Origin of the sequence: Erwinia typographi (assembly GCF_000773975.1) — a bacterium.
GTDB lineage: Bacteria > Pseudomonadota > Gammaproteobacteria > Enterobacterales > Enterobacteriaceae > Erwinia > Erwinia typographi.
Map to the genome: position 1 here is coordinate 64,445 of NZ_JRUQ01000049.1, position 15,417 is coordinate 79,861.

At 56.9% G+C, this 15,417-nt stretch carries 13 protein-coding genes; 6 read left to right on the forward strand and 7 right to left on the reverse strand.

All coding sequences use genetic code 11. The features are described from left to right. Nucleotides 1-34: 34 nt before the first annotated feature. From feoA to NG99_RS17375, 3 genes are all read left to right on the forward strand, one after another. The gene (feoA, locus tag NG99_RS17365; RefSeq protein ID WP_034895627.1) at nucleotides 35-259 is read left to right on the forward strand and encodes a ferrous iron transporter A; all 225 of its coding nucleotides are present in this window, start codon (nucleotides 35-37) and stop codon (nucleotides 257-259) included. Nucleotides 260-280: 21 nt separating this feature from the next. Continuing rightward, entirely contained in the window at nucleotides 281-2,584 is a 2,304-nt protein-coding gene (gene feoB, locus NG99_RS17370; RefSeq protein ID WP_034895755.1) for a Fe(2+) transporter permease subunit FeoB, read from the forward strand. 111 nt (nucleotides 2,585-2,695) lie between these two features. Beyond that, complete coding sequence (locus tag NG99_RS17375) at nucleotides 2,696-4,384, forward strand: sugar phosphorylase (RefSeq protein ID WP_034895758.1); 1,689 nt, start codon at nucleotides 2,696-2,698, stop codon at nucleotides 4,382-4,384. A 52-nt stretch (nucleotides 4,385-4,436) separates the two neighbouring features. Here the strand turns inward: NG99_RS17375 and NG99_RS17380 are convergent, their stop codons facing one another. Both NG99_RS17380 and bioH read right to left on the reverse strand, forming a co-directional pair. After that, entirely contained in the window at nucleotides 4,437-4,706 is a 270-nt protein-coding gene (locus tag NG99_RS17380; RefSeq protein ID WP_034895628.1) for a YdgH/BhsA/McbA family protein, read from the reverse strand. 166 nt (nucleotides 4,707-4,872) lie between these two features. Continuing rightward, nucleotides 4,873-5,649, reverse strand: a complete 777-nt coding sequence (gene bioH / locus NG99_RS17385; RefSeq protein ID WP_034895629.1) for a pimeloyl-ACP methyl ester esterase BioH — start codon at nucleotides 5,647-5,649, stop codon at nucleotides 4,873-4,875. 34 nt (nucleotides 5,650-5,683) lie between these two features. Between bioH and gntX the strand changes: the two genes are divergently transcribed. Together gntX and nfuA are read left to right on the forward strand one after the other, a co-directional pair. Beyond that, nucleotides 5,684-6,367, forward strand: coding sequence for a DNA utilization protein GntX (gntX, locus tag NG99_RS17390; protein ID WP_034895630.1), 684 nt, complete (start codon nucleotides 5,684-5,686; stop codon nucleotides 6,365-6,367). 58 nt (nucleotides 6,368-6,425) lie between these two features. After that, nucleotides 6,426-7,001, forward strand: a complete 576-nt coding sequence (nfuA, locus tag NG99_RS17395) for a Fe-S biogenesis protein NfuA (protein ID WP_034895631.1) — start codon at nucleotides 6,426-6,428, stop codon at nucleotides 6,999-7,001. Here the strand turns inward: nfuA and malQ are convergent, their stop codons facing one another. The 5 genes from malQ to glpE form a co-directional block, all read right to left on the reverse strand. Further along, nucleotides 7,002-9,077 (reverse strand): 4-alpha-glucanotransferase, encoded by a 2,076-nt coding sequence (gene malQ / locus NG99_RS17400; protein WP_034895633.1) that lies wholly within the window; start codon nucleotides 9,075-9,077, stop codon nucleotides 7,002-7,004. It abuts the gene before it with no gap. Nucleotides 9,078-9,086: 9 nt separating this feature from the next. After that, nucleotides 9,087-11,486 carry a maltodextrin phosphorylase gene (malP, locus tag NG99_RS17405; RefSeq protein ID WP_034895635.1) on the reverse strand — a complete coding sequence of 800 codons (2,400 nt, stop codon included), beginning with the start codon at nucleotides 11,484-11,486 and terminating at the stop codon, nucleotides 9,087-9,089. Nucleotides 11,487-11,648: 162 nt separating this feature from the next. After that, a complete protein-coding gene (locus NG99_RS17410; RefSeq protein WP_034895637.1) occupies nucleotides 11,649-12,407 on the reverse strand; it encodes a DeoR/GlpR family transcriptional regulator in 759 nt (252 codons plus the stop codon). Between the two features lie 38 nt (nucleotides 12,408-12,445). After that, nucleotides 12,446-13,267: a rhomboid family intramembrane serine protease GlpG gene (glpG, locus tag NG99_RS17415; RefSeq protein ID WP_034895761.1), complete on the reverse strand. Its 822-nt coding sequence runs from the start codon at nucleotides 13,265-13,267 to the stop codon at nucleotides 12,446-12,448. A 68-nt stretch (nucleotides 13,268-13,335) separates the two neighbouring features. Then, nucleotides 13,336-13,665: a thiosulfate sulfurtransferase GlpE gene (gene glpE / locus NG99_RS17420; protein WP_034895639.1), complete on the reverse strand. Its 330-nt coding sequence runs from the start codon at nucleotides 13,663-13,665 to the stop codon at nucleotides 13,336-13,338. Nucleotides 13,666-13,893: 228 nt separating this feature from the next. On the opposite strand from glpE, the gene glpD reads away from it, so the two are divergent. Further along, complete coding sequence (gene glpD, locus NG99_RS17425) at nucleotides 13,894-15,402, forward strand: glycerol-3-phosphate dehydrogenase (protein WP_034895640.1); 1,509 nt, start codon at nucleotides 13,894-13,896, stop codon at nucleotides 15,400-15,402. Nucleotides 15,403-15,417 lie beyond the last annotated feature (15 nt).

Sequence of the window (15,417 nt, forward strand, 5' to 3'; positions counted from 1 at the left end):
ATCACGGCGCATCGCTACGCGCCCAGGTGGAAACATGCAGATCGTCTCACAGCAACATTACAAAATCGTCAGCTTCTCTCCCTCCGTCAGCGCCGCCTTCCGGCAAAAAATGCTCGCGCTTGGGCTGCTACCCGGCGCCAGCTTCGAGGTCAAACGCATTGCTCCGCTGGGCGATCCGATACAGGTCGAAGTTCGCCGCATGAGCCTGATGCTGCGGAAAAAGGATTTGGCCTTTCTCAATCTGGAGCCGCAGGGCTGAGGGGCTGAAGCAATGAAAACCATGAAAACCTTTACCGTTGGCCTGATCGGCAACCCTAACTCCGGCAAAACGACGCTGTTTAATCAGCTAACCGGCGCGCGTCAGCGGGTGGGAAACTGGGCTGGCGTGACGGTCGAACGCAAACAGGGCCACTTTGCTACGGCCAGCTACGATGTCCAGCTGGTCGATCTTCCCGGCACTTATTCCCTGACCACCGTCTCTTCCACCAGCTCGCTTGATGAACAAATTGCCTGCCATTATATGCTCAGCGGCGAGGCGGATCTGGTGATCAATGTGGTCGATGCCAGCAATCTCTCCCGCAATCTCTGGCTGACTCAGCAGATCCAGGCACTGGGCGTTCCCTGCATTATTGCTCTGAATATGCTGGATATTGCGGCCAGCCAGCAGATTGATATCGACGTTTCCGCCCTTGAACAGCTGCTCGGTTGCCCGGTGATTCCGCTGGTTTCAACCCGCGCTCAGGGGATCGACGAGTTGAAGCAAGCGATTGACGCGCATTCACTCCAGCCCGGCCATTTTGACATTAACTATCCGCCGGAGATTCTCGCCCAGGTCGCCACGCTGACTGAAGCGATGGAATCGACCCGCCCTCCGGCACAGCGTAAGTGGCTGGCCTTACAGCTCCTTGACGGCGATATTTACAGCCGTTCGCAAGTCCCTGAAGCCGCTGAGCTGCTGGCGTCGCTACCCCATTTAGCGGACGCGCCGCTGCAAATCGCTTCCGCCCGCTATCAGGCGATTGATGCCGTTTGCCAGGCCGTCACCGTTCCCCAGCGCGCCACGGCGCATCGCCTTTCCGCACGGCTGGACAAGCTGGCTTTAAATCGCTGGCTTGGGCTGCCGATCTTCTTCCTGGTGATGTACCTGATGTTCTTCTTCGCGATCAATTTGGGCGGCGCGCTACAGCCGCTGTTTGATCTTGGCTCGGCGGCAATCTTTATCCACGGCGTGCAGTGGCTTGGCGTCACGCTGCATGTTCCCCTGACGCTGACGCTATTCCTCGCGCAGGGCATCGGCGGCGGGATTAATACCGTGATGCCTCTGGTGCCGCAAATTGGCCTGATGTATCTGTTCCTCTCCCTGATGGAGGACTCGGGTTATATGGCGCGCGCGGCCTTTGTCATGGACCGCCTGATGCAGGCGCTGGGGCTGCCCGGAAAATCGTTCGTGCCGCTGATTGTCGGCTTCGGCTGTAATGTGCCGTCGGTGATGGGCGCACGCACGCTGGATGCGCCGCGAGAACGGCTGCTGACGGTGCTGATGGCGCCGTTTATGTCCTGCGGCGCCAGGCTGGCGATCTTCGCGGTCTTTGCCGCGGCCTTTTTCGGCCAGAGCGGCTCGCTGGTGGTGTTCAGCCTCTATGTGCTGGGGATTGTGGTGGCCATTATGACCGGGCTGATCCTCAAGCATACGCTGTTAAAAGGCGAAGCCTCGCCGTTTGTGATGGAACTGCCCACCTGGCATACCCCGCATCTTAAAAGCCTGATGCTGCAAACCTGGCAGCGGCTGCAAAGCTTTGTGCTGCGGGCCGGTAAAGTCATCGTCGCCGTCAGCGTGCTGATTGGCGCGCTTAACAGCTTCTCGTTCAGCGGCCAGCCGGTAGACAGCATTAACGACTCCGCGCTGGCTACCGTCAGCCGTTCGCTGACGCCGCTGCTGTCGCCGATGGGCGTGCAGGACAGTAACTGGCAGGCTACCGTTGGCCTGGTGACTGGCGCGATGGCTAAAGAGGTGGTGGTCGGTACGCTGAACACGCTCTACACCGCCGAAGCGCTGCACGAGCAGCCGTTTGACGCCGCAGACTTCAGCCTGACGGGCGAAATGAAGCAGGCGCTGACCGAGACGTGGGATGGGGTGAAAGAGACGTTCAGCCTCAGCGTACTGCTTAACCCTGTCGAAGCCAGCAAGGGCGACGGCGAAATGGCAAACGGCGCGATGGGCGTGATGCACACTAAGTTTGGCAGCGCAGCGGCGGCCTACAGCTACCTGATCTTCGTACTGCTCTATGTTCCCTGCGTTTCAGTAATGGGCGCTATCGCCCGTGAGAGCAGCCGCCGCTGGATGTTTTTCTCCATCGGCTGGGGGCTGAATCTGGCTTACTCGCTGGCGACGATTTTCTACCAGCTGGCCACCTTCAGCGAGCATCCTCAGTCCAGCAGTCTCATCCTGCTGGCCGTGGCAGGCTTTAACCTGCTGCTGTGGCTAAAGCTGAAAACCGTGACCCTGCCGCCGGAGCGCCTGGTACTAAGAGTGGTCACCAGCAAGCCTTGCCAGGGCTGCGCCAAAAGCGGCAGCTGCCACTGATTTCAGCCAAGAGAGTCCATTAAGAAGGCCGTTGAAGTTGCGATTCTGCTTCAACGGTCTACAGTGAAAACTATCGTGCTGTGTAAAAATGCGGCGGCTCACTGCATCACAATGGATAACATTACTCCCTTACTCGATAAAATTTATGACGGCGCTTTTCCCCTCGCCTGTCGGGAAAAGCTGGCGGAGGCTATTCGCCAGGCGCGTAACGGCCTGAATCATCAGCGCAAAGCCCACTGGGATGAACAGGACGTGGTGCTGATCGCCTATGCCGATCAGTTCAGCGAACCAGAAACGCCCACGCTGCAAACCCTTTCACGCTTCTACCAGCAGCATTTGCAGTCCAGCTTTAATCTTGTCCATCTGCTGCCCTTTTTCCCCTGGTCCTCCGACGACGGTTTTTCGGTGATTGATTACCACCAGGTCAACGGAATTTGTGGAGAATGGTCGGACGTGGCGGAATTGCACCGGCACACCAGACTGATGTTTGATTTCGTCTGCAATCATATGTCGGCACACAGCGCGTGGTTCAGGCACTATCTGGCGCAGGACCCCGGCTGGGATGACTTTTTTATCAGTATGCCGCCCACCACCGACCTGAGCGCGGTGACGCGCCCGCGCACCTCACCTCTGCTAACGCCGTTTGAGATGGCCAACGGCGAAACGCGCTTTATCTGGACCACCTTCAGCGCCGATCAAATCGATCTCAACTTTGCCAACCCGGAAGTCTTGCTGAGCATGGTCAACGTGCTGCTGGATTATCTGACGAAAGGGGCCGATTACGTCCGGCTGGATGCCGTGGGCTATATGTGGAAAACCCCCGGCACCTCATGCATCCATCTTGAGAAAACCCATCTTCTGGTTAAACTTTTCCGCGCCATTGCCAATGTCGTCGCGCCGGGAACGGTAATCATCACCGAAACCAACGTCCCGCATAAAGATAATATCAGCTATCTCGGCAACGGCCAGGATGAGGCGCAGATGGTCTATCAGTTTTCGCTGCCGCCGCTGGTCCTGCACGCCATTCACAACGGTTCCGCACGCGCGCTGAAGCAGTGGGCGGCCTCGCTGGACGCGTCCGGCGGCACTACCACCTGGTTCAACTTCCTTGCCTCTCATGACGGGATCGGCCTCAACCCGCTGCGGGGAATACTGCCGGAAACCGAGATCGTCTCGCTGGTGAGAGATTTGGCGATCGAAGGCGCTCTGGTCTCTTATAAAAATAATCCCGATGGCACCACCAGCCCTTATGAAATCAACGTGACCTATATGGATGCGCTGAATAAAAAAGAGGATGACGACGCGACCCGTCTACAGCGATTTATGCTGGCGCACGCGTTGCTGCTGGCGTTTCCAGGCGTGCCAGCCGTTTATATTCAAAGCATCCTCGGATCGCGTAACGACACGGAAGGGGTGAAAACGGCGGGGTACAACCGGGCAATTAACCGACAAAAATACCCCCTCCGCCAGATAGAGGCCGAGCTGGGCGACAGCCATTCGCTGCGCTATCAGGTGTATCATTCGCTCTCACGGTTGATTCAGCTGCGAACCCGCCAGGCGGCTTTTCATCCGAATAATCCGATGCAGGTGCTGGAGGGAGATAATGCGCTGTTCGCCATCTACCGCTGGTCGGAAGAAGATCATCAGACGCTGCTGTGTATTTATAACCTCAGCAGCCGGGAAATACCCTATACGCTGCCGGATACCCGACGCTATCGCGATATTATTACCGATCGAATTTTTGAAGGAGAAAGGCCGCTGACGCTGACGCCGTGGTCTTATATGTGGCTGAAAAGCTGAACCGGATAGACTTATTACAGGCAGAGTTATCCCTGCCTGATTATTACGTCAATTACTTATAAACATCAGCCGTAGCGCTGAATTTGCCGTGCTCGCGTCCGGCGATGACCAGGAAGTATTTCCCTCCCTTCTCGTCAGCCTTGGCGGACAGCTCTTTTTTAGCATCCATCGGGGAAGTCGTTTCCGCCGTAGTGCTTACCGTGCCAATTTTTTCCAGCTTCAGGTTATCAACTTCTTCTTTGGTCACTTCTTTTGCGGCCAGCGCGGCAAAAGAAACCGAACCTGCCAGCAGGCCAATTACCATAGTTTTAATTAATTTCATCAAAGACACTCCTGAATAATTGTTAGGAATAAGCAATCGCTTGATGAGAATGCAGGGAGGGAAAATGGCCCGCTCCCTGGACAGCTCAGAGGTAACAGGTAAGCAATCCTGCTTACCTCTGTAATTATTACCCGTAATAAATAATCCGCCAGTTTCCCGGAAAAATTTATGAGGTTATTTTTAAGTCGAAATCAATTAATTGCTGGCAGAAAACCTCCGGGTGGGAAATGAACGGCGCATGTGCCGCTTTTTCAATAACGACCGCCTCGCTGGCGGGCCACTCGGCGTCAAGCAAAGGCGCTATTTTACGCGGCACCAGACCGTCCAGCGCGCCGTAAATCCGCAGCAGCGGCAGCGTCAGCATCTTCATCTCCTCGCGCAGATCGACCGTACGCAGCATTTCCAGTCCGGCGTTAAGCACCTCAACCTCCGGCGATGGCAGAGCAAGCACCACGCTTTTTAACAGGCGCGCATCCTGCCGGGCGCTGTCAGTTCCCAGCGTCTGTAGGGCAAGAAAGCGCTCAACGGTGCGTTGAAAGTCTTCACTTAACTGCTGCTGAAAGCCGCTCAGCGTCTGGGGCTTAATGCCAGGCCATGCGTCCCCGGCGGCGAAACATGGCGATGAGGCAACGCTAATCAGGCCGCTGACGCGCTCAGGGTGACGTAGCGCCACGGTACTGGCGACAAGCCCTCCTAACGACCATCCCAGCCAGACGGCCTTTTCAGGAGCCTGCGGCAGCAGAGTTTCCACCATCTCCCCGAGGCTCATCGGCACAAATCCCCGGCTGCGGCCGTAGCCCGGCAGGTCGACGAGGTGCAGACAGAAATGCGGGCTGAGCCGATCGACAACGCTTTGCCAGACACCGGCATTCAGTCCCCATCCGTGCAGCATCACAAGATGGCGATCGCCGGTGCCAATTGTCTGCCAGTAAAGCTGTGTCATCCGTTATTGTCCTGTTTTTGCCGTGGAGGCCGCTATGCTACCAATGCCCACCGCCTGTTGGCTATGCCAGATGCCGCTGGCGCTGTCCCATCATGGAATTTGCAGCTATTGCCTGCGTCACCTGCCCTCGCTGCCTGTCTGCTGCCCCCGTTGCGGACTTCCGGCGGCAAGCTGCCGGACCGAGTGCGGGCGCTGCCTGCTAAAACCTCCGAGCTGGCAGCGGATGATCGTGGTCAGCGCCTGGCGCCCGCCCGTCAGCCATTGGGTTAAGCAGCTTAAATTTTTTCAGGCTACCGTCCTCTCGGCAATGCTGGCCAGGCTACTTTTACTGAGCTGGCTGTCCGCCCGGCAGAAGCACAACCTGCTCAGACCGGACCTGCTGCTGTGTGTACCCTTACATAAAACGCGCGCCTGGCGACGAGGCTATAATCAGATGGATGAGATCAACCATCATCTCGCCCGCTGGCTGAACTGCCGCTATGTCGCCGGAGGCCTCTCCCGGCGAAGAAAGACCCGGATACAGCACCGGCTTGAGGCCAGCAACCGCCGCAAAAATGTGCGGGGGGCGTTCAGGGTTGAAATTGCGGTGCAAAGACTGCATATCGCCCTGACGGACGATGTGGTTACCACCGGCAATACGGTGGAGGAAATCAGCCGCATTTTGCTGGCCGCAGGCGCGGCCAGCGTGCAGGTTTGGAGCCTGTGCCGAACCTTGTAGAGCGTCGGCGATGGGCGTAATATCGTTAATTAATTGTACTTACTGTTGAGCAATAGCCATGATCCTTATTACTGATGCTGCGCAAGAGCACTTCGCAAAACTGCTGTCAAAACAGGAAGATGGCACACAAATTCGCGTATTCGTTATCAATCCGGGTACGCCAACGGCCGAATGCGGCGTGTCTTACTGCCCACCCGATGCGGTAGAAGCCAGCGATACTGAGCTGAAATTTGAGAAGCTGTCCGCTTTTGTTGATGAACTGAGCGCCCCTTATCTGGAAGAAGCGGAAATTGATTTCGTCACCGATAATCTGGGCTCCCAGCTGACGCTAAAAGCGCCGAACGCTAAAATGCGTAAGGTCAGCGACGATGCGCCGCTGATTGAACGCGTTGAATATCAGCTGCAGGCGACCATCAACCCGCAGCTTGCCAGCCACGGCGGCAAGGTTTCCCTGATGGAAATCACCGATGACGGCTTTGCCATCCTGCAGTTCGGCGGCGGCTGTAACGGCTGTTCAATGGTCGATGTCACGCTGAAAGAAGGCATCGAAAAAGAGCTGCTGACCACCTTCCCCGAGCTGAAAGGCGTGCGCGATCTGACCGAGCATCAGCGCGGCGAACACTCCTTCTACTGATCACCTTTTGCGGCGGCGGCGCTGATGAATATTTTTTATCAGTCGGTTTATCCGCCGATCCGCAAACATCGCTTCCAGCGTCATGCTTAATTTGCGCCGCCAGTTGGGATATTGATCGGTGGTGCCCGGCACGTTGACCGGTTTTTCCATATCCAGCCAGTCCTCCAGCTGTAGTCCCAGCAAGGCGCTGCTGCTGTCGGCGATAAAACGCTGCATCCCCCGGTTGAGTTCCGGGGTCATTTTCATCAGGCTGGCCTTTTTGCCGCTGCTTTTGGGCAGGCAGCCATACTGATGCAGCGCGTTCAGCAAAGCCTGCTTCTGCCTGGCGCGATCCTGATACAGTTTGTGCAGCACAACCTTGTCCGGGTAAAGCCCAAGCCGCTCGCCCAGCGCCAGATCTCCGGCATTCCAGAAGCCTCGCAGCGTGGGTAAGTCGTGGGTCGTGGCGCTTGCCATTGACTGACGCGGCCAGGCTGCCGGCGAACGATACTGGTCGATATTGTCCTGCTCGAAGTACAGCACTTTCCACGAGTAAATGCCGCCATTACGCAGCAGCGCGACAATTTCCTGCGGCACGGTTCCCAGATCCTCCCCAATCACCATGCACTGATTTCGCTGGCTTTCCAGCGCGAGGATCGCCAGCAAATCTTCCACGGGATAATAAACATAGGCGCCGTAATTGGCCGTTTCGCCATAGGGTATCCACCACAGGCGCAGCATCGACATCACATGATCGATTCGCAGCGCGCCGCAGCTGGCCATATTGGCCCGCAGCAGGTCGATAAATGGCTGATACCCCCTTGCGGTCATTACGTGCGGGTCCATCGGCGGCAGCCCCCAGTTTTGTCCGAGCGGTCCGAGAATATCCGGCGGGGCGCCCACCGAGGCCCCAAGGCAATAAAGTTCGCGGTCGCTCCAGGTTTCAGCTCCGCCTTCCGCCACGCCAACCGCCAGATCGCGGTACAGCCCTATCGGCATTCCGCGCTGCTGACTGAGCTGCCAGCATTCGTCAAACTGCTGGCTGGCAAGCCACTGTAGCCACAGCCAAAAGCGAATTTCCTGCTGCTGTTGCTGACAAAACTGCTTCACCTCTTCGGCGTGGGCCTGCCGCAACGTTTTCGGCCAGACGGGCCAGCCCCAGCGGTCGGGATTATCCGCCAGCATAATGCCGTGCAGCGCATCATAGGCCGCCTGCCAGTAAAGGCTGTCGCCGCCCCCTACGATAAATTCCTCAAAGTGGACGCGGTCAGCATCGTCATTTTTCCGCCCACAGAAGGCTTGCCACGCATGACGCAGCCCGCCGATCTTCAGCTCGCCAACCAGCGCATAATCAACCCAGTCGCTGCTGCGGGCCTTCGCCAGCCGTTTTTGGGTACTTTTCTGTTGCCACCAGCGCTGGGCAGCCTTGCCGTGCTGAAAATCCGGCACGGCAGCCACGTCGATATACATCACGTTCAGCCAGCGTCGCGACGAGGGGCTGTAAGGGCTGGCCTTTTCAGGGCTGGCAGGATAGAGCGCATGAATCGGATTCAGGCCGACAAAGGCCCCGCCACGATCGGCTACTCCGGTCAGCAGGCGCTTTAAATCGCCAAAGTCCCCCATGCCCCAGTTCTGCTCTGAACGTACGGTGTAGAGCTGAACGCAGGCACCCCACAGCTTTTTTCCCTCCAGCAGTTTGAGAGGTTCATAGCAGCGTTTCGGGGCGACAATCACCCGGCACTGCCACTGCTTTTTCCGCTGGCTGAGCTGTAGCTGGTGATAACCCAAAGCGAGGTTTACGGGCAGTTGAATCGCCTCTCCGGCGCTGACGGATCCCGCATATTCGCGGCCGTTTTCCGTCGTCAGCCGCCACTGATATTCCCCTTTTCCCGCCACGTCGAGCCGCAGCGAACGCTTGCGGATAAAAACTTTACAGGGCGGCAGCGGGTCGGGCTTCGCCTTACGCTGTTCCGACATGGCCGCCAGCAGGCGCTGGCGGATTTCAAGGCTAATCTCTTCCGGTTCGCCTCTGGCATTAATATATTTCGTCGCAATCCCGGCCGCAGCAGCAGCCAGCTCGAACGCCTTTCTGTCCATCGCGGCTCCTTAGCGCTTCGCCTGCCAGATTCGCTGCTGATAATCGCGGATCGACCGATCCGAACTGAAGAGGCCGGTGCGGGCCGTATTCAAAATGGCGGCGCGGGTCCAGCCCTCGCTATCGCGCCACAGCGTCTCCACCCGCTTTTGGGCTTCGATATAGCTGGCGAAGTCCGCCAGCACCAGCCAGGGATCGCCCCCTTTCCCCAGGCTGCTGAGCATCAGGTCAAAGGCGTGCTTGTCGCCGTCGCTGAAGAAGCCTTTTTCCAGCTCTTTCAGCAGGCCGTCGAGGTGCTTATCCTTTTTGCGCAGCTTTTGCGGTGAATAACCTCCGGCTTTCAGCGCCTTCACCTCATCAACAGAGTGGCCGAAAATAAAGATGTTCTCCTCGCCAACCTGTTCAGCTATCTCTACGTTGGCCCCGTCAAGGGTGCCGATGGTCAATGCGCCGTTCAGCGCCAGCTTCATGTTGCCCGTGCCGGAAGCCTCGTAACCCGCGGTGGAAATTTGTTCTGACAGATCCGCCGCCGGGATCATCAGCTCAGCCGCGGTAATCCGGTAGTCGGGAATAAACACCACTTTCAGCCTGTCGCCGACCAGCGGATCGTTGTTAATTTTTTCGGCCACCTTGTTGATGGCATAGATGATATTTTTCGCAAGGTAGTAGCCCGGAGCCGCCTTGGCGCCAAACAGAAACACTCGCGGAATAACGTCCTTATTGGGATGATCGCGCAGCGTTTTATAGCAGTGCAGAATATGCAGTAGCCCCAGGTGCTGGCGCTTGTATTCGTGCAGACGCTTGATTTGCACATCGAACAGCGCCTTCGGGTTAACCTCTATCCCGGTCAACTGCCTGATATAGTCGGCCAGCCGGACCTTGTTATCATGCTTGATCTGGCGGTAGCGCTTGCGAAAGGCTTTGTTATCGGCAAACGGTTCCAGCCCTTTTAGCTGGTCAAGATGGTTAGCCCATTCCACCTTCAGCGTTTCATCAATCAGCCCGGCCAGCGCAGGATTACACTGCTTCAGCCAGCGGCGCGGAGTGATGCCGTTGGTGACGTTATGGAATTTATTCGGCCACAGCTGGTGATATTCCGGGAACAGATCCTTGACCACCAGCTCAGAGTGCAGCGCCGCCACGCCGTTGACCGCAAAGCCGCCGACCACGCAGAGATTCGCCATCCGCAGCTGATGGTCGTAAAGCACCGCCAGCTTTTCCCACTTCGCCTCATCCCCCGGCCAGTGCCGATCCACCACTTTTTTAAAGCGCTTATTAATCTCATTCACAATCATAAAGTGACGCGGCAGCAGAGCGCGAAACAGCCGCTGATCCCAGCGTTCCAGCGCTTCCGGCATCAGCGTATGGTTGGTGTAAGCGAAGGTTTTACTGGTGATGGCCCAGGCCTCGTCCCAGCCCAGCTGATGCTCGTCGAGCAGAACGCGCAGCATCTCCGGAATGGCGAGGGTGGGATGGGTATCGTTAAGCTGGATGACTTCGTATTCAGCAAGTTCGGTAATTTTTCGCCCGGCGAGATGGTGACGACGCAAAATATCGGCCACCGAGCAGGCGCACTGGAAGTACTGCTGCATCAGGCGTAGCCGCTTACCATCCTGATGATTATCATTGGGATAGAGCACTTTCGTCAGTTTATCCGCATCAATCCCCTGCTGCTCCGCCTTTAGAAACTTGCCGTCGTTAAACAGGGTCAAATCGAAAGGATGGCGGTGGCTGGCCTGCCAGAGCCTTAGCGGCTGGGTCACGCCGTTGCGGTAGCCGGTAACGGGAAGATCCCAGGCCTCGCCGCGCAGCGTAACCGCAGGCTCCCAGCGGAAGCCGCTGCCGTTTTTAACCACCCTGCCACTCAGGCCGACCTCCACATCCAGCGCGGCATTATGGCGGAACCACGGATAGCGGCTGCGGTGCCAGTCATCCGGCGCTTCGTGCTGCTGCCCATCGTCAAAGGACTGACGGAACAGGCCGTACTGGTAGTTCAGCCCGTAGCCGATAGCCGGTTGCCCAACGGTAGCCATTGAATCCAGGTAGCAGGCCGCCAGTCGCCCCAATCCTCCGTTGCCCAGCGCGGGATCGACCTCTTCCTCCAGCAACTCGCTCAGGTCGCACTGGTACTTAGCCAGGCTCGCTTTCACCTCGTCATACCAGCCCAGGTTCAGCAGGTTGTTACCGGTCAGCCTGCCGATCAAAAATTCCATCGAGATATAGTTCACATGGCGCTGTTTCTTCGCAGGTTTCGCCACCGGCAGCACGGCCAGCATTTCGGCCAGCGCGCCGCTGAGGGCTTGCCACCACTGATGAGGCGTCATTTCACTGGCTGAAGCTAAACCGAGGTGCTGCCACTGACGCGTCAGCGCGGCGTCAAATCGGGCCTGATTAAATTTCTGTTGCGACATACCGCTTCCTTCTTAAAAGGGAAAAAGGGCAAAGTGCAAAGGGGCTAACGACTCTTACAGTTAAGACCGGAACAGAAAAAAAAGCTCACCGAAGGCAAAGATAAACTTGAAACAAAAGAAGAAAGGTCGCGGCGTCCCTGCCGCTTCAGGCCGTCGTGCGGTTCAGCACAGTTCCAGATGGACTTCGTGCTGCTCGATGGTTTTCATCACGCCAGGCGGCGGTATTTCATCGGTAAAGAGGTAGTCGATCAGGCTCATATTGCCGAGGTTCACCATCGCATTGCGACCGAACTTCGAGTGGTCCGCGACCAGCATCACACAGCGTGAATTTTCGATAATAGCCCGCTTGGTGCGCACTTCGTGGTAGTCGAAGTCCAGCAGCGAGCCATCCATATCGATGCCGCTGATGCCCAAAATGCCGTAGTCCAGGCGGAACTGCGAGATATAGTCCAGCGTGGCTTCGCCCATGATCCCGCCATCACGCGTCCTGACCTCTCCCCCGGCGACGATCAGGCTGAAATCGGGTTTCGACATCAGCAGCATCGCCACGTTGAGATTGTTGGTCACCACCCGCAGGTTGGCGTGATTCAACAGCGCGTGGGCCACCGCTTCCGGCGTGGTGCCGATGTCGATAAACAGCGAGGCCCCGTCAGGGATCTGGCTGGCTACGCGCTGAGCAATGCGGGCCTTTTCCGCCGACCACATCATTTTACGATCCTGCCAGGCGGTATTTTCCGAGCTGGACGGCAGCGCGGCACCGCCGTGGTGGCGCTGAATTTTATTCTGTTCAGCCAACTCGTTCAGATCGCGACGAATGGTTTGCGGGCTGACGGTAAAATGATCCACCAGCTCTTCTGTACTGACATATCCCTGACGACGCACCAGCTCAATAATGGCGTCATGACGCTGTGTTTGCTTCACAAAACTCTCCTGTCCGGGCGTCCCTGCGGATTATTGCACTAGGATTTTTTTATCCGTCTGGTATCGACGAAGGCCATTGCCAGACCGACCAGCAGGCCGGTGACGTGGGCTGCGTTAGCGATAGACAGGCCGAACCAGCCCATATAGCCCACCACCAGCCAGACTACCGCAAAGGCCATCAGCCCACGTTCAAGGAAGATACCGCTCTCCGGGTCGCGCTCGCCTCTGAGCCACGAATACCCCATCAGGGCGTAGACCGCACCTGACAGTCCGCCAAACATCATGCCGCTGTATTTTGACTGCATCCAGCCACTGAGCAGCGCAGAAATCAGCAGAATGACAAACAGCTTGCCGCTGCCCAGGCGTTTTTCCACCGCCCCGCCCAGGTACCACCACCACATCAGGTTAAAGGTGATATGCAGAAGGGAGAAGTGCAGCAGCGCGTGGGTAAACCAGCGCCACAGTTGGAAATGCTGGTCCTCACCGGGCCATGCCAGCCAGCTCATTACCACCTGGTCGCCCATCACCTGCATCAGGATATAGACCAGAATGCACACCACCATCACGCTCAGCGTCAGCGGCCCCGCGCGCTGGAGAATATTGGTCATCAGCGATGAGCCCTGATAATGGATGCCGCTGGAGGTGGTGCCAGAGTGCCAGCTGGCCGCCTGATAGCGAGGATGGTTAGGATCGCGGATAAACTGACTAAGTTCGTTTTCGACCAGATTCACTTTCGAATCATCATCCAGCCAGACCGTGTAGTGATTATCATGCTCCACGCGCAGCGTGACGCCGCGGGTAGCCATATAGTCCACGAAGGCCTGCGCCATGCGGGGATTGGAGAATTCGGTGATGCGCATCATAGCCGTTGAAAATCCCTGTTAATTATCACGAAAGAACAGTATACCGCACTGTTTCAGTGGCGTGGTTAAAGCGTAGCGGCATCGACCTGCTGGGGAAACACCGTGCGCCAGGCTTCAAAGCCACCATCAATGCTGTAGACCTGCTCAAAACCCTGGCTAAGAAGATACTGTGCGGCACTTTTGCTGCTGTTGCCGTGATAGCACATTACCAGCACCGGCGTAGCAAAATCCGACCGGGCAATAAAGCTGTGCAGCGAGTCGTTGCTCAGGTGAAACGCTCCGCTGGCGTGAGCGGAGGCATAGCTTTGCGGATCGCGGATATCAACCAGCTGCGCGCCGTGGTCGCTAAGCTGCGCCTGGGCCTGATGCACGCTGATGCACTCAAATTGTTCCATGGTGGGTTCTCTCAAAGTGAGACAAATAAGCGTCATTGTAACGCGAAGGCAGCCTGGAATAACCCGAGAAGTTGCGAGGTTAATCGGCTTTTCTTTGCTCAATTATGTTACCTACATCACGCATAAATGTTTTTATTCGGTTAAGGCTGGCGTCGATGTGCGATTACGATTATTATAATGCTCGAAAACGAACATTAAAGAACTATTCCGAACATCGGAGGAGATGACGTGGAAACCAAAGACTTGATCGTAATCGGCGGCGGCATCAACGGCGCTGGTATTGCAGCAGATGCTGCAGGACGCGGCCTGTCTGTGCTGATGCTGGAAGCGCAAGACCTGGCCTGCGCGACCTCTTCCGCCAGTTCAAAATTGATCCACGGCGGCCTGCGCTACCTGGAACACTACGAATTCCGCCTGGTCAGCGAAGCGTTGGCCGAGCGTGAGGTGCTGCTGAAGATGGCCCCTCACATTGCTTTCCCAATGCGCTTTCGTCTGCCGCACCGCCCGCATCTGCGTCCGGCATGGATGATCCGCATCGGCCTGTTTATGTATGATCACCTTGGCAAACGCACCAGCCTGCCGGGCAGTAAAAGTTTGCGTTTTGGCTCAGACTCGGTGTTAAAGTCTGAAATCGTGCGCGGTTTCGAATATTCCGACTGCTGGGTTGACGATGCGCGCCTAGTGGTGCTCAACGCACAGGAAGTTGAGAAACGCGGCGGCGAGGTGCGTACGCGCACTAAGGTGACCCGCGCCTGGCGTGAAAATGGCCTGTGGATGGTGGAAGCCGAAGACATCGACAGCGGCAAAACCTTTACCTGGCGTGCTAAAGGCCTGGTGAACGCGGCGGGTCCGTGGGTAAAACAGCTGTTTGACGATAGCCTGAAGCTGAAGTCGCCTTACGGTATCCGCCTGATTAAAGGTAGCCATATCGTGGTGCCACGCGTTCATACGCAGAAACAGGCTTACATCCTGCAAAACGAAGACCACCGTATTGTCTTTGTGATCCCGTGGATGGACGAGTTTTCCATTATCGGCACCACTGACGTGGAGTATAAAGGCGATCCGAAAAACGTCCATATCGACGATAACGAGACGGAATACCTGCTGAACGTGTTTAACAACCACTTTAAAAAGTCGCTCGGCAAAGAGGATATCGTCTGGTCTTATTCCGGCGTACGACCGCTGTGTGATGACGAGTCCGATTCACCGCAGGCGATCACCCGTGATTACACCCTTGACGTGCATGATGATAACGGCCAGGCTCCGCTGCTGTCCGTCTTTGGCGGCAAGCTCACCACTTACCGTAAGCTGGCTGAAGCGGCGATGGAAAAGCTGGCTAAATACTATCCGAAAGCCGGTCCGGCCTGGACCAAAACCTGCGTTCTACCGGGCGGAGACATCGCCGGTACGCGTGAAGACTATGCCGCCAGCCTGCGCCGCCGCTACCCCTTCATTACCGAAGGCATGGCGCGCCACTACGCCCGCACCTACGGCAGCAGTACCGAAAAGCTGCTGGGCGAAGCGAAAAGCCTGGAAGATTTAGGCGAGCTGTTTGGTCACCACTTTTATGAAGCCGAACTGCGTTATCAGGTGGAAAATGAGTGGGTGCGCGAACAGGACGATGCCCTGTGGCGCCGGACTAAAACGGGCATGTGGCTGAACGAAGAGCAGCGCGCCCGCGTAGGCGAATGGCTGGCCCACCACGCGAAAAAACCTGCGTTGTCGCTGGCCTCTTAACGACAGGCAAGGCGA